The sequence below is a fragment of the Paraburkholderia sp. MM5496-R1 genome, from assembly GCF_050436205.1.
Taxonomy (GTDB): Bacteria; Pseudomonadota; Gammaproteobacteria; order Burkholderiales; family Burkholderiaceae; genus Paraburkholderia; species Paraburkholderia tuberum.
Genome location: NZ_JBNDLT010000001.1, coordinates 1279520 through 1299349 on the forward strand (window position 1 = coordinate 1279520; position 19830 = coordinate 1299349).

At 67.2% G+C, this 19830-nt stretch carries 12 protein-coding genes; 3 read left to right on the plus strand and 9 right to left on the minus strand.

The features are described from left to right. Positions 1 to 21 precede the first annotated feature (21 nt). Entirely contained in the window at positions 22 to 1143 is a 1122-nt protein-coding gene (locus tag OKW38_RS06200) for an asparaginase (RefSeq protein WP_429355012.1), read from the plus strand. Between the two features lie 36 nt (positions 1144 to 1179). Here OKW38_RS06200 and OKW38_RS06205 read toward each other — a convergent pair whose 3' ends face one another. Next, positions 1180 to 3414 carry an SLC26A/SulP transporter family protein gene (locus OKW38_RS06205; RefSeq protein WP_429360517.1) on the minus strand — a complete coding sequence of 745 codons (2235 nt, stop codon included), beginning with the start codon at positions 3412 to 3414 and terminating at the stop codon, positions 1180 to 1182. A gap of 250 nt (positions 3415 to 3664) precedes the next feature. On the opposite strand from OKW38_RS06205, the gene OKW38_RS06210 reads away from it, so the two are divergent. Then, a complete protein-coding gene (locus OKW38_RS06210; protein WP_429360519.1) occupies positions 3665 to 6958 on the plus strand; it encodes an adenylate/guanylate cyclase domain-containing protein in 3294 nt (1097 codons plus the stop codon). A 20-nt stretch (positions 6959 to 6978) separates the two neighbouring features. Here the strand turns inward: OKW38_RS06210 and OKW38_RS06215 are convergent, their stop codons facing one another. Continuing rightward, on the minus strand, positions 6979 to 7278 hold the full coding sequence (locus OKW38_RS06215) for a hypothetical protein (RefSeq protein WP_429360520.1): 300 nt from the start codon (positions 7276 to 7278) through the stop codon (positions 6979 to 6981). A gap of 290 nt (positions 7279 to 7568) precedes the next feature. On the opposite strand from OKW38_RS06215, the gene OKW38_RS06220 reads away from it, so the two are divergent. Then, positions 7569 to 8357, plus strand: coding sequence for a class I SAM-dependent methyltransferase (locus OKW38_RS06220; RefSeq protein ID WP_429332439.1), 789 nt, complete (start codon positions 7569 to 7571; stop codon positions 8355 to 8357). A 34-nt stretch (positions 8358 to 8391) separates the two neighbouring features. Here OKW38_RS06220 and OKW38_RS06225 read toward each other — a convergent pair whose 3' ends face one another. From OKW38_RS06225 to OKW38_RS06255, 7 genes are read right to left on the minus strand one after another with little or no spacing between them, the layout of a single operon-like run. Then, entirely contained in the window at positions 8392 to 9951 is a 1560-nt protein-coding gene (locus OKW38_RS06225) for an efflux transporter outer membrane subunit (protein WP_429360522.1), read from the minus strand. Between the two features lie 2 nt (positions 9952 to 9953). Then, positions 9954 to 13232 (minus strand): efflux RND transporter permease subunit, encoded by a 3279-nt coding sequence (locus tag OKW38_RS06230; protein ID WP_429360523.1) that lies wholly within the window; start codon positions 13230 to 13232, stop codon positions 9954 to 9956. After that, positions 13229 to 14332 (minus strand): efflux RND transporter periplasmic adaptor subunit, encoded by a 1104-nt coding sequence (locus OKW38_RS06235; RefSeq protein ID WP_429332832.1) that lies wholly within the window; start codon positions 14330 to 14332, stop codon positions 13229 to 13231. The genes OKW38_RS06230 and OKW38_RS06235 overlap by 4 nt, the downstream gene beginning before the upstream one ends. Before the next feature lie 2 nt (positions 14333 to 14334). Beyond that, on the minus strand, positions 14335 to 16005 hold the full coding sequence (locus tag OKW38_RS06240; protein ID WP_429360524.1) for a fatty acyl-AMP ligase: 1671 nt from the start codon (positions 16003 to 16005) through the stop codon (positions 14335 to 14337). 30 nt (positions 16006 to 16035) lie between these two features. Then, the gene (locus OKW38_RS06245; protein ID WP_429360526.1) at positions 16036 to 17025 is read right to left on the minus strand and encodes a fatty acid desaturase; all 990 of its coding nucleotides are present in this window, start codon (positions 17023 to 17025) and stop codon (positions 16036 to 16038) included. A 51-nt stretch (positions 17026 to 17076) separates the two neighbouring features. Next, the gene (locus OKW38_RS06250; RefSeq protein ID WP_429360528.1) at positions 17077 to 19020 is read right to left on the minus strand and encodes a phosphoenolpyruvate synthase; all 1944 of its coding nucleotides are present in this window, start codon (positions 19018 to 19020) and stop codon (positions 17077 to 17079) included. Further along, positions 18959 to 19822, minus strand: coding sequence for a PEP/pyruvate-binding domain-containing protein (locus OKW38_RS06255; protein WP_429360529.1), 864 nt, complete (start codon positions 19820 to 19822; stop codon positions 18959 to 18961). The genes OKW38_RS06250 and OKW38_RS06255 overlap by 62 nt, the downstream gene beginning before the upstream one ends. Positions 19823 to 19830: the final 8 nt, after the last annotated feature.

The following is a 19830-nucleotide window of genomic DNA, read 5'->3' on the forward strand; positions in this document are numbered from 1 at the left end:
TAAACGATGGAGGAGTGAAAGATGAACGGCAACACGATCGATCGAAAAGCAAGGCGGCTGTGCGGTTCGGCGGCACTGCTGATCGCGGCACTTGCCGCGGGTACCTGCGCGCAGGCTGCCGGCGCGCCATCGCAACAGGCAAGCGCCGTCACGGCAACGCCGCGTGTTCTGGTGCTGGCCACCGGCGGCACGATCTCGGGAACCGCCGATCCCCGTTCGGCGATCGGCTACAACTCGGGCAACGTGAAGGGGCAGGAACTGGTGCGCGGCGTGCCGGGCATCGAGAAGCTCGCGAGCATCAGCGCGGAGCAGATCTCGAACGTCGGCTCGCAGGACATGAACGACAAGATCTGGTTGCAGCTTGCGCGGCGGATCGACGAGGTCTTCGCGCGGAACGAGGCCGACGCCATCGTGATTACGCACGGCACCGATACGATCGAGGAAACGGCGTTCTTCCTGAGCAACGTGCTGCGCTCCGACAAGCCGGTGGTGCTGGTCGGCTCGATGCGACCGGGCGGTTCCGCGAGCGCCGACGGTCCCGGCAATCTGTACGAAGCCGTCGAAGTGGCGGCGAGCCCGCAGTCGCGTGGCCGAGGCGTGATGGTCGTGATGAACGACCAGATTCACGCGCCGCGCTGGATCACCAAGACCAATACCACGGCGGTACAGGCGTTCGCGTCGCCGAATGCCGGCGCGATCGGTTATGTCGATCCGGCGAGCGTGCGCTTCGTGATGCCGGCGGTGCAATCGACGCGCGCTGCGCTGAGCCTGCCCGCGAGTGGGCAATTGCCGCGCGTCGATATCGTCTACGCGCATAGCAACATGGATGGCCGCCAGATCGATCATGCGATCGCCGATGGCGCGAAGGGCATCGTCGTCGCCGGCGAAGGCGATGGTGACATGTCGAAGGAAGCCCTTGCGGCGCTCGACCGCGCGGCGGCAAAAGGCATCGTGGTGGTTCGCTCGACGCGCCTGGTGTCGGGGTTCGTGAACCGCAACGTCGAGGTGGACGACGACAAGCGCGGTTTCGTCGCATCGCTCGATCTGAATCCGCAGAAGGCGCGATTGCTGACGCAATTGCTGGTGGCCAACGGCGTGACCGATCCCGTCAAGGTACAGCAGGCATTCAGCGGGACGTGGTGACGGGTTGGGGGCGCCGCCGGTCAGGGGCGCTGCCGCTTATAAAGCCGCGCGTAGTGCCTCGTCGGCAACGGCAAGACGCAACGCGATGGTCTTCACGAGAAACCGATGCAACTGTTGAGCCGTCGCCGGATCCTGCTGTTCGAGTTCGAGCAGCCGGGAGATCGACAGGCGGTACACGCGCGTCGGTGCCTCGGCAATCACATCCGCGCTGCGCTGTTGCTGCGTGTACACCGCCATTTCCCCCACGACCGTGCCCGGGCCGAACGAGCGCAGACGCGCCGAGCGGCCATCGCCGAGCGGCAGCGAGACCGCGACACGTCCTTGCTCGACGAAATACAGCGCGTCGCCCGGCTCGCGATGACGAAACAGCGCCTGCCCCGAAAGCAGATCCTGCACCTCCAGACACGCGATCAAGCCGTTCAACGCGCCGGCCGTGAAATGCGGCTCGAGCATCGCCCGCAAATCGCCGCCATGCGCGATCGCGAGCGAGTTCGACGCGAGCAGTTTGTCTTCGATCCATTCGAGACCCGCATCGAGCGTATCGAATTCATGGATCTTCAGATTGAGCGTGCCGGTCTTCACGAGCAGATCGCGCGAGCGCGGCGGCAGCGCTGTCAACACGAGGTCCACGCTTCTTGCTGCGCAGAGCTGCCTGAGTTTGACGAAGCTGATGGATACGGATGCATCCATGCCATGCGTCGCCGCAAAGTCGAGCACGACGAAGCGGACCTGCGACGGATTCCCGGCGCCGAATCGCTCGCGAAGGCGCTGCAGAATCGAATTGGCCGTGCCGAAGAACAGAAACCCTTGCAGGCACATTCCGCATACCTGGGGGCCGATTGCGCGCAGAGCCTGGGTGTCTTCGATGCTGCGCTCAACATTCGAGGTCCGCGCGCGCAGGTCGAACTCCATGCGTATGCAGCCGACCCGACCGTAGAGCAGCGTGAACATCACACATGCTGCAACGACGCCCACCCCTACGCCGACGATCACGCCATACGCCGCGATAGTGCCGAGAATCACGGGCACGAGCAGATACTCATACCAGTTGAGCTTGGTCCAGGCGCCCGCGAGCCAATGCACGAGCAAGCGCAGCCCCATGAAGAGCTGAAGGCCGACCAGCACCGGCACCGGAAAGAGCGCCACGATGCCCGGCGAAGTGGCGAGCACGACCACGCACGCGAGCGAGGCGAACACGCCCGCCACCCGGCTCGTCGCGCCCACCCGCGCGTTGAGCATCGAGCGATTGAACGACTGGTAGCCGACCATGCCGCCCAGCAGTCCGCTCGCGAGATTGGCGAGGCCGGCGGCGCGCATCTCGCGATTGAGGTCGACGTCCTCCCCGGTGGCCGCGCCAATCGCCGTTGAATTCATCAGGATCGTCACGGCCGATACCGAGGTCACCACCAGACTCTCCGGAAGATGCGCGCCGACCGCCGACCAGTCGATGCCGCCCCGTCCGAGCCTCGCGGCCAGGTGCAACTCCGGCAGCCCGGCAAGGTGCAGCTTGACGCGCGGCAGCAGCAGACCCATGCCGCGCGCGTCGTCGATCGAAACTCCGGCAACCTGCAGCAGAACGTAGAAAAGCACGACGCCGAAGGCCAGCGTGAGCGGCAGCGCGGCAATGTGCTGCCACGTGCGCATCAGTACCGTGGCCAGCACGCCGACGACCAGCGCCGGAACCCATGTGAGCCAGTGAAGGTGCGCGAGCAACCCGAGCGTGTGCCACTGCAGCGGCTGGCCCGTCAGCACGCGGAACGCCCCGGCGAGCAGCAGGTAGCCCGTGCCCGCGAGAAAGCCGCCGAGCACCGGATAGGGCAGGAACTGCAAGGAGCGGCTGCGCTTCGACGAGCCGATCGCATAGAGCACGATGCCCGTCATGAGCGAACAGAGCGCGATGGCGATCAGCACAGTGAGGATCAGCGTCTGCGGTGAACCGCCGTCCGCGCGCACGCTGCTGGCCACCCCCGCCGCCACGCCGGCGAGAAAGGCGGCGGCGTTGCTGTCGGGGCCGCCAATGTTGACGCGCATCGAACTCGTCAAGGCGATCACGAGCGCCGTGACGACGCAGCTCACGAGCGCGGTGGGCACGCCCAGCATCGCGTAGCGGGCAAGATCGGCGCTAAAGATCATCGTGCCGAGGCTCATCGCATAGCACAGCATGACGAGCGTCGAAACGGCGCCCGCCGCCACGTCGCCTGGCAGACCCGCCAAACGCGAGCGCAGCGGGATCTCGGAGACGGAGACGGAAACGGTCTTGCCCGGCTTCACGTGGATTCCCGGTCGAATGCAAGGGCGCCGTGAGGCGCGCAAGCCAGTATCCTGCGCGGCTCGAACGGCTGTCAAACGCGATGCAGCGCGCTTATCGGACACCTACACTGGTTATTCATCGGCCCCGTACCTGGCGAGCTCCACGCAAAGGCCATGCAGCTCCGGAGCCGTTCACACCCGCGGCCGGCAGGCGCGCTATTCGTCTGAGCTTTTGCCCGCGGGGCCACGCATCGGAGGCGGGGCGACGAACATGGATATCGAGAAATGGCTGCGGGACCTCGGGCTCGAGCAGTACGCCCACGCGTTCGCGGCAAACGACATCGACATGTCGCTGCTCGGGCAACTGACCGACGTGGACCTGAAAGAGCTGGGAGTACAGTCGCTCGGCCACCGTAAACGCATTCTGGCCGCGGCGGCAGGCGCCCTAACGGCGGCCGCGCCGCTACCGTCCCAGACCTCCGCCGACAACGAGGTGCCCGCGGACGAGCGCAGGCAGGTCACGATTCTGTTCGCCGATCTCTGCGGCTACACGATGCTGTCCCGCTCGCTCGATCCCGAAGACTTGCGCGCGCTGATCGGACGCTACACGGCGCTGGTCGACGGGATCGTGCTCGCCTATGGCGGCACGATCGACAAGCACATCGGCGACGCGGTGATGGCGCTGTTCGGCGCGCCCCGCTCGCACGAGACGGACACGCTGCGCGCCGCCCGTGCCGCTCTCGACATTCACGACGGCCTGGCGCGGCTGGCCGCGCAGACCGGGCGGCCGTTGCAGGCGCATATCGGCATGGCGAGTGGCGAGGTCATCGCGGGCGCGCTGGGCCGCGCCGACGCGCAGGACTACACCGTGCATGGCGATCCGGTGAACCTGGCCGCCCGGCTCGTGGCAGCCGCGGCCGCCGGCGAAACCTGGATATCCGACGACGCGGCGCGCACGCTCGGCGACGCCGCCAGTTGCGAAGCAATCGGCGAGCGGCGCTTCAAGGGCATCGACACGCCGGTGCGGGCATGGCGGCTCGTCGCGCTTGGCAGCGAGCCCGGCAGGACGAGCCGCAGCCGCTTCGTCGGACGCGAAGCCGAGCTCGAACAGTTTCACGGCATCCTTCATGCGTGCATGGCAAGGCGCGCAGGGCATGTCGTTCATGTGCGAGGCGAAGCCGGGATCGGCAAGACGCGGCTCGTCGACGAGATGCGCCGCCATGCGCAGGCAGAGGGCTTCACGCTCCATCGGAGCCTCGTGCTCGATTTCGGCGTCGGCAAGGGCCAGGATCCGGTGCGAACCATCATTGGAAGCCTGCTCGGCTTACCGGCCGGTGCATCGAGTGAAGCGCGGCAGGCCGCCGCCGCGCAGGTCGCGACCCAAGGTATCGTCAAGGCCGAGCAGATCGTGTTTCTGCACGACTTCCTCGATCTCCCGCAGGCCGCCGAATGGCAAACCATCTACGAGGCCATGGACCACGGCGCGCGCAAGCGCGGCAAGCAGGCGCTCGCCGTGAGGCTGACCGAGGACGCTTGCGCCCATGCGGCGACGCTCATCGTCGTCGAAGACCTGCATTGGGCCGATTCCGAAGTCATCGGCTACCTGTCGGCGTTCGCGTCAGGCATTGCCAACGGCACGGGCCTGCTGGTCACGACTTCGCGCGTGGAAGGCGATCCGATCGATGCAGGCTGGCGCGCACGTTGCCGCGACACCCCGTTCGCCACGATCGATCTCGGACCGCTTCGCAAGGACGAGGCCCTGAGCCTGGCGGGCAATTTCATCGATGCGACCCAGCGCGTCGCGGTGGCCTGCATCGAGCGCGCGGGCGGCAATCCGTTGTTTCTCGAACAACTGCTGCGCAACGCTGAAGAAGGCAGCGGCGGCAACGTGCCCGCGTCGATCCGCAGTCTCGTGCTCGCGCGGATGGACCGGCTCGCGCCCCGTGACCGCCTGGCGTTCCAGGCGGCCGCCGTGATCGGCCAGCGTTTCGACCTCGCGCTGCTGCGAGAGCTGGTGGGCGATCCTGGCTACGTCTGCGACGGCCTGCTCGTCAATGCACTCGTGCTGCCGGAAGGCGACGACTTCCTGTTCGCCCACGCGTTGATCCAGGAGAGCGCTTACTCGACGTTGTTGCGCGCGCGCCGCCGTGAACTTCATCTGCGCGCGGCCGAATGGTTCGCACAAAGCGATGTCACGCTGCACGCCCAGCATCTCGACCGCGCCGAAGACGAGCACGCGCCGCACGCCTACCTCGGCGCGGCGGCCGCACAGCGTGCCGCCCATCGTTTCGAAGCGGCGCTGCGGCTGGCCGAGCGCGGCATCGAAATCGCGCAGTCGGAGGCAGACCGCCATGCACTGAGCTGCTGCAGGGGCGAACTTCAGCGCGACCTGGGCGACATCGCAGGATCGATCGTGACGTACCGCAGCGCACTCGCCGCCGCCGCCGACGACGCCGCCCGTTGCGACTGCCAGCTCGGGCTCGCGGAAGGTCTGCGTGTCAGCGAGGGTCTCGACGAAGCACTCGGCTTGCTCGCGCAAGCGCAAAAGATCGCGGAGCGAGACAACCGGCTGGCGGAGCTTGCCAGCCTCCACTATCTGCGCGGCAACATTCTCTTTCCGCTCGGCAAGATCGACGCCTGCAGCGCCGAGCATGAGCGTGGTCTTGGCTACGCGCGGCGCCTCGGTCTGCCCGAGGCAGAGGCTCGCGCGCTCGGCGGCCTGGCGGATGCGGCATATGCGCAGGGGCGCATGCGGACCGCGTTCCATCATTTCAGCGAATGCGTCGCGATGAGCCGCGAACACGGGTTCGGCCGCATCGAGGTTGCCAATCTGTCGATGCAGGGCTTCAGCCGCATTTACCTGAACGACGCAAGTCAGGCTCGCGAGGACGCAAGCGCCGCCGCCCGCGCCGCCGAGTTGATCGGACAGCCTCGCGCGCAATTGCTGGGGGAGACGCTGGGGGTGTTCGCCTGCCAGGAACTGGGCGATGCGCAGGCGGCCGGCAAGCATCTGGTGCAGGAAATGCGTGTGATCCGGCAATTGGGTGCGCGCCGCTTCGAAGCGCAGAATCTGGAGATGCAGGGTCGCCTGTTACTGGACGAAGGATGCCGTAGTGAAGCAGTGGTGGCGCTGCGCGAAGCACTCGCCATCTCACGCGAGGTAGGGACTCAGTTTTCCGGGCCAAAGGCCTTGAGCGCACTGAGCCGCGCGGTTGACGATAACGGCGAGCGTACGCGGCTACTGGCTGAAGGCGAGGCGCTGTTGCGCCTCGGCGCGGTCGGCCACAATCACCTGTGGTTTTACCGCGACGCCGTCGAAGCGATGCTGGGGGCGGGCGATCCTGCAGGCATGCTGCACTACGTGGATGCACTCGAGGCCTATACACAGCGCGAACCGTTGCCGTGGTCCGAGCTTTTCGCGGCGCGTGGCCGTGCGCTTGCACTCGCGCTTCAGGCGCCGCTCAGCGAAGCCACGCGACATGAACTCCTGCGGCTGCGAGAGGCGCTGCAGCAGGCCGGCTTTCGCAATTACGTAAGCGCGGTCGAAGCGGCCCTTGCGGCTTGAGGCACGCGCGTAGCCGATCCTCAGCGTGGCGCGGAATCGTCGTCGGGCGGGTCCTTGTGGACGACCTCCATGTCGATGGTGCGGTCGTCGCCATACGCGACCGTCTGCCGGCGCAACGCGCGCATCTTCCACCACAGATACCCGACGACGATCGTGCCGACCGCGAACAGCACGGCGAACAGCACGATCGACAGCATCGCGGCCACCACGAACAGGATCGCGCTCAGGGCGACGGCCAGCAACCGGCCGAACCAGCCGGGGCCGCCGATCCGGATCCCTTTCTCATATGTCACCCGCCGCGGCGGTCTGTCGTTTTGCATCGCTCGTCTCCCGGCCGCCGTCCGGCGGATGATGCGGGTAAATCCTCATGCGTGGTCATTATGCAGGATGCGAACCGCTAACGTCGCCGGCGCGGCTCAGCGTATAGTCGACTGACGTCGTTAAGAAGCCCGCGCGTTGGCTCGTTTAACTTCGGTAGAAAGTTGCCGCTCGCCAAGGCTGACAGGCGTGGTGTTTAGCGTGCAGGCCTTCTCTGTCTACCCCGTTACACCCTGCCAGGGCACGTTATGAAATCCGCCGGTTTTCAGTTACCTCGGTTGCCCGCGTGATCATGCGACGCCTGCATCTGCTCGAAATCGAAGACCAGCCGTGGTGCCCACGGGCGATCCGTGACGGCGGGACGGACTGGCTGCATTTCCTGGCCAATACCCTCGAGGGCTTCAACGTCATCGCGGGCAAGCTGCGCGAAGCGATGCGGCGGGTCGGCAACGACCGGATCGTCGATCTATGTTCGGGCGGCGGCGGCCCGTGGCTGACGCTTGCACCGTTGCTCGCGCAGTCCGGACGCGTGACGGTGCAGCTGACCGACTTCTATCCCAATCGCGCCGCGTACGAGCGCGTATCCGCCGGGGCAGCCGGCCGCGTCACCTATGTGAGCGAACCGGTGGACGCGATGGACGTGCCATCGGGATTCGACGGTGTGCGCACGATGTTCAACGCTTTCCACCATTTTCGGCCGGACGATGCGCGGGCGATCCTCGCCGACGCGGTGACGAAGCGTCGCGCGATCGTCATCGTCGAGGGTGCCGACCACCGGCTGCTCGGTGTCGTGTTCATCCTGGCGATGCCGCTGATGATGCTCGCGCTGACTCCGCTGATCCGGCCGTTTCGCTGGTCGCGACTAGCGCTCACCTATGTGCTGCCGGCTATCCCGCTGCTGTGTCTGTTCGACGGCATCGTGTCGATGCTGCGCATCTACAACCCCGACGAATTGCGTGAGATGGTGGCGCGTATCCCGGACCAGCAGAGCTTCGAATGGGACATCGGCACACTGCCGGTGCAGGGCTCGCCGATCGGTCTGACTTACCTTGTGGGCGTTCCGCGCGGACGCGCCGGCTGAACGCAAGCGGGCGCCGTCGGCAGCGGCGGGCCGATCACTTGCCGGCCAGATGGTCAGGTGTCTGGCTGCTGCCCGCCGGCAGCTCGCCCATCGCCTGAAACAGCGTCGCCGTATCGGCCAGGCGCCGGCCGATACGGCGGATTTCTTCGAGCCTCGCTGCTTCGTACTGCTGCTCGCCGCCGCGGGCGGATGCAGCGGGCAGCGCGCCGAGCCGGTGACGCGACGTGACATCGTCGAACGACTCGCGTGCCTCACGGGCAGCGCCGCTCGCGGCGTCGAGCGCCTGCGCGTCGTGTTCGAGCGACGCAAGCGTGTCCGCGACGTTTTCGAACGCCGCCAGCACGGTCTGCTTGTACTCGAACACGGCGGCCTCGTAGATGTCGATTGCCGCGCGCCGCTGTGCGACGAGCGCGCCGCCATGAAAAAGCGCCTGCGACATCGTCGCGGCGATGCTCCAGATCGCGCCTGCGCCCGACAGCGCGAGCGGCCAGTTGAAGCCGCCTTGTCCCATCGAGGCGTTCAGCGTCAGGCTCGGAAACAGCTGTGCCGTCGCGACGCCGACGTCGTCTGCGGCGGCCTTCAGCGCCGCCTCGGCGGCCGCGATATCGGGCCGCGCGCGCAACAGGTCCGATGGCAGCACGACGGGCAGGTCCTGCGGCAAGTGCAGGTTTGCCAGCTCTGGCTCGGGCGGCGCCGCGTCGGGCGTGCGGCCGAGCAGCACCGCAAGCGCATGTCTCGTCACCGTCAGCCGTTGCCGCAGATCGGCCACGCTGACCTCGAGCGCGGCGATGCTTTGCCGCGCAGTCGACACGTCGCCGCGCGTCAGCGATCCGAGTTCGTAATGCCGTTCGGTATCGTGAGCCTGATCGCCCGCAAGCGCGATCAATCGCTCGGTCGCGTCGATCTCGGCGCGCAACATCGCCGCCCCGATCGTCGCCGTGACGATGTTGGTGGCCAGTGCGCGGCGCGCGGCTTCGCGTTGATACGCGTCGATCTCGACACGCGCTGATCGGGCCGCGTTGGCTTTACGCACCGCGCCGAACAGGTCGAACGTATATTGCGCCTGGACTACGCCGATGAACTCGTTGTAAAGCAGCGTATTCGGGCCGCCGGGGACCGGGATGCCGAGATCGCGCCCGCGCGAGGCCTGCCCCACCAGATCGACCGACGGCAGCAGCGAGGCGCCGATCTGCGCCCGCAGTTGTTCGTGCGCGGCGGCTAGGTGCTTGTCGGCGGCAGCGAGCGTCGGGCTGTCGCGCAGACCTTCTTCGACGAGGTCATTCAACGCTGTCGATTCGAACAGCCGCCACCATTGCGGCACAGGTTGCGCGCCGGTGGTGAAATGCTGCGCGACACCGAGCGCGGCGACCGTTTGCGCGGGCTGAGGCTCGACGCCGTAATGGGCGGGAGAGGGCATCGCGGGCGGCTCGCCGCCCGGACCGAACGAGCATGCGCCAAGCGCGATCGTCGCGGCCGCGCCGAACGCCGCGCGCCAATCATGGATCGCCGCTGCCCGCGTTCGACCCGGCGCGCCGGCGAAATGCGGCGCGCTCGCGAGCGCCGGCCCGTCGATGGGGTTGCAGTCTGTGCCCACGATCAGCTCCACGTATATTCGATTGTCGGGGTCGCGGTTCGCACACCGCGTTCGAAGTGCCGCACCTTGAACGCGGTCGCGTACAGCGCGGGAACGAAGAACAGCGTCAACACCGTGGCGCCCGTGATGCCGCCCATCAGTGCGGTCGCCATCGGTCCGAAGAAGGCCGAATGCAGCAGCGGGATCAGCGCGAGCACGGCTGCCGCTGCGGTCAGCATGATCGGGCGGAAGCGCCGGACCGTGGCACCGACGATCGCATCGAAGCGCCCCTGGCCCGCGGCGATATTGCGTTCGATCTGATCGACGAGAATCACCGAGTTGCGCATGATGATGCCGGACATCGCAATGACGCCGAGCATCGCCACGAAGCCGAACGGCTTGCCGAACAGCAGCAGTGCGGCGACCACGCCGATGAGCCCCAGCGGCGCGGTGAGCACGACCATCAGCACGCGCGCGAAGCTGCGCAGTTGAATCATCAGCAGCGTCAGCACCACGACGAGCATCAGCGGAAGCTGCGCGATCACCGACGCCTGCGCCTTGCCGCTGATCTCGCCGGCGCCGCCGGTCTCGATCCGGTAGCCGATCGGCAGCGATGCGCGTAGCGGCGCGAGCGTCCGATCGATCGCCTGGGTCACGTCGATATCCAACGCGTTGCCGCGCACGTCGGCCTGGACCGTGATCGTCGGTTGACGGTCGCGGTCCCAGATCACCGCGTATTCGAGTTCGTTGTTCAGGTGGGCGAGCGCGCCGAGCGGCACCGGGCCGTTCGGCGTCGGCATCGCGAGGTTCACGATCTCGTCGGGGTCGACCCGCTCGCGCTGGGGCGCGCGCAGGTCGACAGTGATCAAGCGGTCGCGGACCCGGTACTGCGTGAACGTATAGCCCGACAGCGTCATTGCGAGGAAGCTCGCCACGTCTTCCGACGTGACGCCGAGCTCGCGCGCCTTCTGCTGGTCGATCTCGAAGCGCACCGAGCGTTCGCCGGGTTCGTCCCAGTCGAAATGGACGCCCGTTGTGCGGGCATCGGCTTTCATCGTCGCCGCTACCTTTTCCGCGATCTCCCGCACGGTGGCGAGGTCGCTTCCGCTGACGCGAAACTGCACCGGATAGCCGACCGAGGGGCCCGTCTGGAGCGGCGAAACGCGCGCGCGCACGGCGGGAAAGCTGTTTTGCAGCGTGCTCGCGAGCCAGCGTTCGAGCTTTGCGCGGTCGTCGACGGACTTCGCGGTGATCACGAGCTGCGCGAAGTTGGGCTGGGGCAACTGCACGTCGAGCGGCAGGTAGAAGCGCGGTGCGCCCGCGCCGACGAAGTCGACCAGATGATCGATCTCGGGCCGGCCGGCCAGCGTCTTTTCGAGGCGCGCGGCTTCGCGCAGCGTCGCTTCGAACGACGCGCCTTCGGGCAGCCGCATGTCGACGAGCAGTTCGGGCCGTTCGGAGCTCGGGAAGAACTGTTGCGGCACGAACGCGAAGCCGGCCAACGCGGCAACGAACAAGGCGGCCGTGACGCCGAGCACGACGAGGCGCCGCTTCACGCACCACGCGATGCAGTCGCGCAGGCGGTCATGAAAGCGGCTGGCGCGCGGCGCCGCCACCGGGCTCCGGCGCGTCTGCGCGTCGGCGCGCCGGCGGAGCTTGCGAAGCGCGCGCCGAGGCGTCTCGCGTGCGGTGTCCTTGCGTTCGGGTAGCAGGTGATAGCCGAGCAACGGAATCAGCATGACCGCCGCGAACCACGAAGCGATCAGCGCAATCGCGGACACCTGAAAGATCGAGCGCGTGTATTCGCCGGTGGCCGATTTCGCCAGCGCGATCGGCAGGAATCCCGCCACCGTGACGAGGGTTCCCGTCAGCATCGGAAATGCGGTACTGCTGTAGGCGAACGCCGCGGCCCTCGCGCGGCCCCAGCCCTGCTCGAGCTTCACGGCCATCATCTCGACCGCGATGATCGCATCGTCGACGAGCAGGCCCAGCGCGAGGACCAGCGTGCCGAGCGAGATCTTGTGCAGGCCGATGTCGAAGCCGTTCATGCATAGCGCGGTGACCGCGAGCACGACGGGGATCGAGATCGCCACTACCACGCCGGCGCGCCAGCCCAGTGAGATGAGGCTCACGGCCAGCACGATCACGATCGCTTCGGCGGCGGCCCGCAGAAAACCGTTGACCGAATGCGAGACCGCGTGCGGCATGCTCGACACCTCGACGAGTTCGAGCCCCGCGGGCAGACGCGCACGCAATTCCGCTGTCTGCGCATCGAGCCGCTTGCCGAGCTGAATCACATCGCCGCCAGTCTGCATCGTGATGCCGATGGCGAGCACCGCGCGGCCGCCGGTGCGAACCTGCGAGACCGGCGGATCGTCGTAGCCGCGCCTGATCGAGGCAATGTCACCGAGACGAACCAGGCGGTGATTGATGTCGATCAGCGTGTCGGCCATCGCCTTCAGGTCGGTGAACTGGCCGCTCGCACGCACGTACACGCGGTCGAACGCGGTGGTCAGCGTGCCGCTCGGCGTGACCGCGTTTTGCGCGTTGATCGCCCGCGCGAGCTGTTGCGGCGTGATACTGAGCCGCGTCAATTGCGCGTTGGGAATCTCGATCGTGATGTGCTCGTCGGGGTCGCCGAAATAATCGACTTTCGCGACCCCGGGCACGCGCAGCAGCACGCCGCGCAGTTCGTCGGCATAGTCGTGCAATTGCGCCGGCGAGAACCCGTCGCCGGCGAGCGTATAGATGGTCGTGTAGACGTCGCCGAACTCGTCGTCGAAGTACGGCCCCCGCACGCCGGGCGGAAGCGTATCCGCGATGTCGGCCATCTTCTTGCGTACCTGGTACCACGTCTCGCGCACTTCGTTCACCGGCGCGGAGTCTTTCATCGTGAAGACGATCAGCGATTCGCCGGGACGCGAGTAGCTGCGCAGATAGTCGAGATGAGGCGTTTCCTGCAGCTTGCGGCCGATCCGGTCGGTCACCTGCTCCTCGACCTGGCGTGCGGTCCCGCCGGGCCAGAAGGTCCGGATCACCATCGCGCGGAAGGTGAACGGCGGGTCCTCGGATTGTCCGAGCCGGGCATAGGCGAGCCCGCCGAACAGCGTCGCGAGCACGACGGCGAAGATGACCAGCGCCTGGTTACGGATCGCCCACGCGGACAGATTGAAGCGGCCGGTATCGTCCGCTGCCGGCCGCCGCGGTCCGCCCGCTCCGCCGGGTCCGCCGGGTCCGCCGGGTCCACCGGGTCCACCGGGTCCACCCGCGCCGTCGGGCCCCTGGCCGAACGGCGCTCTCATGATGCGAAATCCTCGGGATGCAACGGCGCTACCGCGCGCACGGTTTCGCCGGCGCTGACGGTATGCACCCCTTGCAGCACGACGCGCTCGCCGTCGTTGAGGCCTCGCGCGACCGAGATCGTGCGGTCGTCGTAGCGGCCAACCTGGACCCGGCGCAGTTCCAGCGCCTGGTCGCCCGGCCGAACGACCCAGACGGCCGGCGCGTTGCCGTCGTGAAAGAGCGCGCTCGCGGGCAGCGTGATCGGGTCGTCCGCTTGCGCCTCGCCGGCCGCGGCGAACGTGACGGTGGCGGTCATGCCGAGGCGGACCTCGGGGCCTGGCGCATCGAGCGTCAGTTTCGCGCGATAGGTGCGGCTGCCGGGGTCCGCGGCCGGCGACAGCTCCCGCACGTGTGCCGTGAAGCGTCTGCCCGTGGCGGCCGGCAGCGAGACGCTGGCCGCGCTGCCGATCGCCAGCGCGTTCAGCAGACTCTCGGGCACGTCGCAGAGAATATCGACCTCGCCGGACCAGGCGAGATGGTAGACCGCTTGTCCCGCCGCGACGTTCTGCCCGGTATCGGCGTCTTCGGCGGTGATGACGCCGGCATGGTCCGCCGTGAGGACCGTGTACTGCGTCTGATTCGTCAGCAGCGCGAACTGTTGTAGCGCCTGATCGCGCTGCGCGGCGGCCGCCACATACGCATCCTGGGTCTGCTCGAGCTGCGCTGTCGAGATCAGCTGTTCCTGCGCCTGCGCCCGGTCGCGATCGAGTTGCTGCTCGGCGAAGGTGAGCCGATGCTGCGCCGCCATCAATTGGGCCTGCGCGCTCGCGAGGCTGCGTTGCGCGTCGTCGGCATCGAGCCGCGCGATCGCCTGGCCGGCCGTGACCGTATCGCCGAGCCGCACCTTCCGCTCGATCAGCTTGCCCGCGATGCGAAACGACAGCGGCGTCGCATAGCGCGCGTTGACTTCGCCCGGCAGCGTCGCGAGCACGGGCTTGCTGTCCCGATGCACGACCACGGCGATGACCGGGCGCGGCAGCGTCACCTCGGCTTCTTTCGCGTGACAGGCGGCGAGCGTGAGCGCGCCCGACAGCGTCAGCATGATCTCGCGCCAGCGCATGCTCACGAGTGTTCCTCCAGCTCGCCGGCTTCGAACTGTGCCTTGGTTCGGCGGCGCTGTACCTTGCCGCTGGAGGTCCGCGGCAAGCTGCCCGCCTGCACGATCGCAACGTGACCGACCTGCAGGCCCGCGCATTCGGCGACCTTCTGCGCGATCGCACGCCGCAGCGCCGTGGCCTCCGCCGGCTTGCCCTCGGCACAGACGACCAGTGTCTCGTCGCCGTCGCGCATCACGCTGAACGCGATGACACCGCGGCTTTGCACGCTCGGCAACTCGGCCACCGCCCATTCGATGTCCTGCGGATAGAGATTCGAGCCGTGAATGACGATCAGGTCCTTGCTGCGGCCGCAGATATAGAGCTGATCGCCGGCGAGGTAGCCGAGATCGCCGGTCTGCAGCCAGCCGTCGCGGTACGCGTCGGCGCTCGCGTCGGCCTGGCCGTAATAGCCCACGGTGATGCTGGGCCCGCGCGTGACGATTTCGCCGACACAGCGTTCGGGCAACGCGCGCCCGGATTCGTCGACGATCCGCAACTCGTGGCCGGGAAAGCAATGGCCGCAGCCGACCAGTTCGATCGTCCGTAAGCCGTTATCACGCGTAGCCGGTATCGCTCGACCCAGCCCCAGCGCGGCCGCATAGACGACGTCGGTGACGAGCGGCTGGCCGTGGTCGTGAAACGTGATCGCGAGTGTTGCTTCGGCCATCCCGTAGCACGGCAGCAGCGCTTCGGCACGAAAACCGGCCGGCTCGAAGCGCGCGCAGAACTGGCGCAGCGCTTGCGCGTTGATCGGCTCGGCACCGCAGCCGGCGACGCGCAGCCGCCGCAGATCGAGGCCTTCGAGGTCCTGGTCGCGGGTACGGCGAGCGGCGAGCGCGTACGCGAAGTTCGGCGCGAAGCTGATGGTGCCGCGGTATTTCGTGATCGCCTCCATCCAGAGGCCGGGCCGGCGCACGAACGCTTCGGTTGCCAGCAGCACGCACGGCAAGTCGCAGATCAGCGCGCCGAGCACGCTGATGAGCCCCATGTCGTGGTGCAGCGGCAGCCAGCTGACATAGACGTCCTGCTCGCGCAGATCGATGCCGCGGGGTCCGAGGAACGCTGTCGCATTCGCGACCAGATTGCGATGCGTGACCATCACGCCTTTCGGCAGCGACGTGCTGCCCGACGTGTATTGCAGGAAGCACAGGTCATCGGGATGCAGCGTGGGCAAATCGCACGCGGGCGGCTCGCCGTCGAGCAGCGCTTCAATGGTCACGATACGTTCGAGGCCGGTGTCGACGGCGAGCACGTCCTCGATGGTCTCTCTTGTCGAGGTCGACGTGAGCAGCATCCGGGCGCCTGCCGAGCGCACGATGTGACTGACGGTTTCGGCGTAACGTGTGCGGGTCCTGAAGTTCAGGCTTCCGCGCGGAAATATCGGTACCGGGACGAGACCGGCGAACGAGGCGCCGAGGAAGCTCAGGATGAACGCTTCCGGGTCGAGGACCACGAGCGCGACGCGCTCGCCCTTGTTCAGCCCCAGTGCCACGAGCTTTTTCGCGTGGTTGCGCGCCTCGCGTTCGAGCGCCTCGTAAGGATAGTAGTGCTCGTCGCCGTGCGTGGAGACGAAGCGAAGGCCTCGAGCGTCGCCGCGCGGCAGCGCTGCAACGGCATCGACAAGCGTCTGGTTCATGGTGACGGGTCCCGGTCAGGTAATCGAGATTCAGTGATCGAGCGAAGCAGCGGGCGACCAGTCGCGGATCGGCTGCAGACGGCGACGCAGCAGCGCGATCACCTCGTCGTCGCTGCGCACCGGCGCGCCCGGCAAGCGCACGAAATGCGCGGCGAGCTTGCGGTGCTGGCGTGTGACGAGCAGCAGCCAGATCTGCGCGATGTCGATGCGATCGAACACGACCGCGTCCTCGCGACCGTACTTCTCGAGGTTCGCCGCGAATTCCTTCGTGAGCTCGCTGAAGTGCGTGCCTTTGCGGACGTGGTGGTAGATGTGATAACCGGCGTTGAAGACGCGCGCATTGAAACGCGAGTCGATCGTATTGGTGCTGCTCGTGTACGGGTTGTCAGGCTGATCGGGGTCGATGAACGCGTGCTGGACCCAGTTGCCGATCATCATCATCAGCCGCACGAACACGAACGGAAACACGAACACGACCAGCGTCGCCCGCAGGTTCCAGTACGCGGCGGCGGCAACCGCCGAGTAGAACGCGACCTCGCCCACGAGCAGTTGCCTGATCAGCTTCGTATTGCGCGAGCGCCACAGATAGACGGACAGATCGAGCGGCACCAGCGCGGCGAAGCGCAGGTAGTAGTGCAGAAAGCCGATGACGCTATCGCGCTGAAACCGCATCGTGGAGCTCAGGTCGCGTGGCAGGTTGTCGTCGATGTGATGCATGCCCATGTGATGGACATAGAACGTGCCCGGTGTCTGACCGAAGAACGGACACAGCACCCAGTCGAGCAGGATCTCGAGCGCCCGGTACTGCTTCCTGAAGAGCCGCCGATGCAGCGTGCAGTGGTAGCTCATCGTGAAACGGTCGCCGAACGCGTTCCAGACCAGCACGTATGCAACGCCCAGCCACCAGGGAAAGCGGCCGAGCCCAAACAGCACGGCTGCGGCGGGAATGAATATCAGCGCGCACCGGAGGTAGAGCCGCAGATGCGGCAGGTCGCGACGATCGTTGAGCAGGCGGTACATGGTGGTTTCCTTCAGGGGCGGTTTCAGTGATCAACGGGCGGTCAATTCATGTCAGGTCGGCTCGGGCAGTTCGATCACGCCGCTATGGCCATCGACCTTGAGCTGCATGCCCGACTGCACGCGCGTGGTGAGGCCCGGAATCTGGACGACGGTCGGGATGCCGATTTCGCGGGCGACGATCGCGGCGTGGGTCAACGGACTGCCACGCTCGATCAGCAGCCCGGTCGCCGACGCGAATACGGGCACCCAGCCGGGGTCGGTCCGATAGGTGACGAGGATGCCGCCGTCGAACTCGTTCGCTTCGCGCACGACCTTCGCCCGTCCTTCGGCGAAGCCCGGCGAGCAGGGCGTGCCGCGCAGCGTCGCGCCGGCCGCGTGGGCAGGCGCCACGCGCAACGCGGCGAGGTTCGCCGGGTTGCTGAGCCAGGCCGCCACTGGGCCATGCGTGACGAAGCGTGGCGGCAGGTCAGCCATGTCGCGATAGCTGGCATCGTCGCGCTTGCGCTGCTCGATGAGCGGGCGCAGTTCGCGGTGGGAGACGGTGCCTTCGAAGCACCCGCGAATTTCCTCGAGGCGCAGATGGAAGATGTCGCGGCCCGTCGCCAGCACGCCGTCGGCGGCGAGACCCTCGCCGATTGCGCGGAACATCCGGCGCGCGACCCCGAACGCACGCGAACGGCAAAAGCGCACGGTCTCGCGCGCCCGGATCGCGGCGCGCACGCGGCCGCGCGCGCGTGCAAAAATCCAGCGCTGCAGCGGATTGAGCCGCTCACGCAACAACGCGTCGATGTGCGCTTCGGTGGCGCTGCGATCGATCGACGCGGCACCATGCGCGAGCGCGGCCTTCAACATATCGAACAGCACGCCCGGGTCTTCGCGCAGATCGGGCTCTTCGAGCTTCAGTTCGTTGTTGCTGCGGTACGCGAAGTCGGCGAGGTAGCGCTCGATGTCGGCGACGATCTCGGGCGCGCCGCATCCGCGCAGCGCCGCATACGCAACGGCAGACGGCGTGTTGCGGATCAGCGCTTCGACCTGAGGCTTCGCCCGCACGGCTTGCGCAATCGCGCTCAGCCTGCGGACCGGCTCGATCGACTCGAGGTCGTCCATGCCGCCGATCACCGCCACTTCGAGCCAGTCGGGCGCACCGGGCATCCACCGCTTGATCAGCCGCCGGACGACGCCGTAACTGAGCCCGATCGCCGACTCGAGCACGATCATCATGCCCCAGCGTGCTAGCAGCGCCTGCTCGAAGCGGCAGTAGTGCGCATAGACGGCGTCGGCGGGAAGCGAGCGATAGTCGAGCGCGTTGAACTCGTCGTAGACCGGATAGAAAAACGCGCGGAAGCGCTCGACGTTGCGCGCGAGACGCGCGAAGTGCCACGCGAACTTCGTGCCGCTCAAGGCCCGGATGCAGGCGAGTCCGGCGCGCGAGCCGGTCTTGTACGGCGCGATCAGCGCGGCGAAGCTCGCCAGATCGAGCGGCTCGTCGACGCCCATCTGGACTTCCATCATCTTGCGCCCGAGGTTTTGGAACGGCGCGAGCCCGGAAAGCTTGTACCAGTGCAGCAGGTTGTAGTACACGCGCCCGTTCAGGAACGCGAGCGTCGAGCCGAGGAAGCCATCCATCTCGCGCCGCTGCTTGTGCGGAATCGCGAGCAACCGGCAGAACTCGCGGAACACCTGCGCATAGACGTGCTGCGCGAAGGTGAAGGTCAGTTGCGTCGTCACGCCGGGATAGTTCTCGACGATGTTGGAGTTGTCCCACAGCTGAAATTCGCCGGTCCGCGACGGGGCCGGTGCGATCGGCGTGGTCACGGGGCGCGCCTGCAGAATCCACAGCTGGTGCTCCGCGATACACCATTCGATATCGAGCGGCTCGCCGAGCTCGCTTTCGAGCGTGCGGGCCGCCGCCACGACGCGCTCGATCTCGTCGTTAGAGAGGGGCCGCTGCGTCGCGCAGCGCGGCCGGCACCTCGCGGATGTGGCGGCCGTCATGACGCTCGCGCTTTTCACCGATCACCACCTGCCTGGGCTGTCCGGTGTGGCGATCCACGGTGATCGTGTCGGCGTCGACCGCGCCCGACACGAGTCCCTCGCCGAGCCCGTAGACGGCGCTCAGCACGAGCTCGTCGCGGTTGCCGTTGGCCGGGTTGAGCGTGAACACGACGCCGCTCGTGTCCGCCTGAACGAGGCGCTGCAGGATCACGGCCATACCGGCGCCGGCGATATCGAGTCCGTGCTGATGCCGGTAGCGCAGCGAGCGCTCGGAATACGCGGAAGCCCAGCACCGGCGTACGTGTTCGAGCGTCGCGTCGAGCCCGCGGACGTCGAGGAACGTGTCGAACTGGCCTGCGAACGAGAAGCTCGCGCTGTCTTCTTCGATGCCGGACGAGCGCACCGCGAGCGGTCCGTCTCCAATGATGTCGTGCGCGCGTGCGATGTCGGCGCGCAACGCGGCGCTGATGTCGCACGTCAGCACGGCCTCGCGGATCGCGCTCGCGATCGCGGCGGCGTTCGCAGGCGTGAAGTCGCGCAATAGCGCGGCGATGGTCTGATCGAGGCCGCCGTCGCGGCGGAACTCCGCGAAGCAGTCGGTGCCGAGAATCGCCCAGTGCGGCACCGCCACGCCGAGGTTGGCAAGCCGATGGAGCGATCGTCCCTTGTTGCCGGCGAGCCGCTCGATCGTTTCGGCCGGACTCGCCGCGCTCAGGATCAGGCGTGGCGATGCTGTCGGGGCGGCGCAGCTTTCGGCCGATTCGAATTCGCCGCGTGCGTGCGTGATGGTGTCGAAAGTCATTGAGGTCC

Excerpts from the sequence above, each read along its gene's own strand:
- OKW38_RS06200 (WP_429355012.1), top strand. The coding sequence starts at position 22 with ATGAACGGCAACACGATCGATCGAAAAGCAAGGCGGCTGTGCGGTTCG.
- OKW38_RS06210 (WP_429360519.1), top strand. The coding sequence starts at position 3,665 with ATGGATATCGAGAAATGGCTGCGGGACCTCGGGCTCGAGCAGTACGCC.
- OKW38_RS06215 (WP_429360520.1), bottom strand. The coding sequence starts at position 7,278 with ATGCAAAACGACAGACCGCCGCGGCGGGTGACATATGAGAAAGGGATC.
- OKW38_RS06220 (WP_429332439.1), top strand. The coding sequence starts at position 7,569 with ATGCGACGCCTGCATCTGCTCGAAATCGAAGACCAGCCGTGGTGCCCA.
- OKW38_RS06230 (WP_429360523.1), bottom strand. The coding sequence starts at position 13,232 with ATGAGAGCGCCGTTCGGCCAGGGGCCCGACGGCGCGGGTGGACCCGGT.
- OKW38_RS06235 (WP_429332832.1), bottom strand. The coding sequence starts at position 14,332 with ATGCGCTGGCGCGAGATCATGCTGACGCTGTCGGGCGCGCTCACGCTC.
- OKW38_RS06240 (WP_429360524.1), bottom strand. The coding sequence starts at position 16,005 with ATGAACCAGACGCTTGTCGATGCCGTTGCAGCGCTGCCGCGCGGCGAC.
- OKW38_RS06245 (WP_429360526.1), bottom strand. The coding sequence starts at position 17,025 with ATGTACCGCCTGCTCAACGATCGTCGCGACCTGCCGCATCTGCGGCTC.
- OKW38_RS06250 (WP_429360528.1), bottom strand. The coding sequence starts at position 19,020 with ATGACGGCCGCCACATCCGCGAGGTGCCGGCCGCGCTGCGCGACGCAG.
- OKW38_RS06255 (WP_429360529.1), bottom strand. The coding sequence starts at position 19,822 with ATGACTTTCGACACCATCACGCACGCACGCGGCGAATTCGAATCGGCC.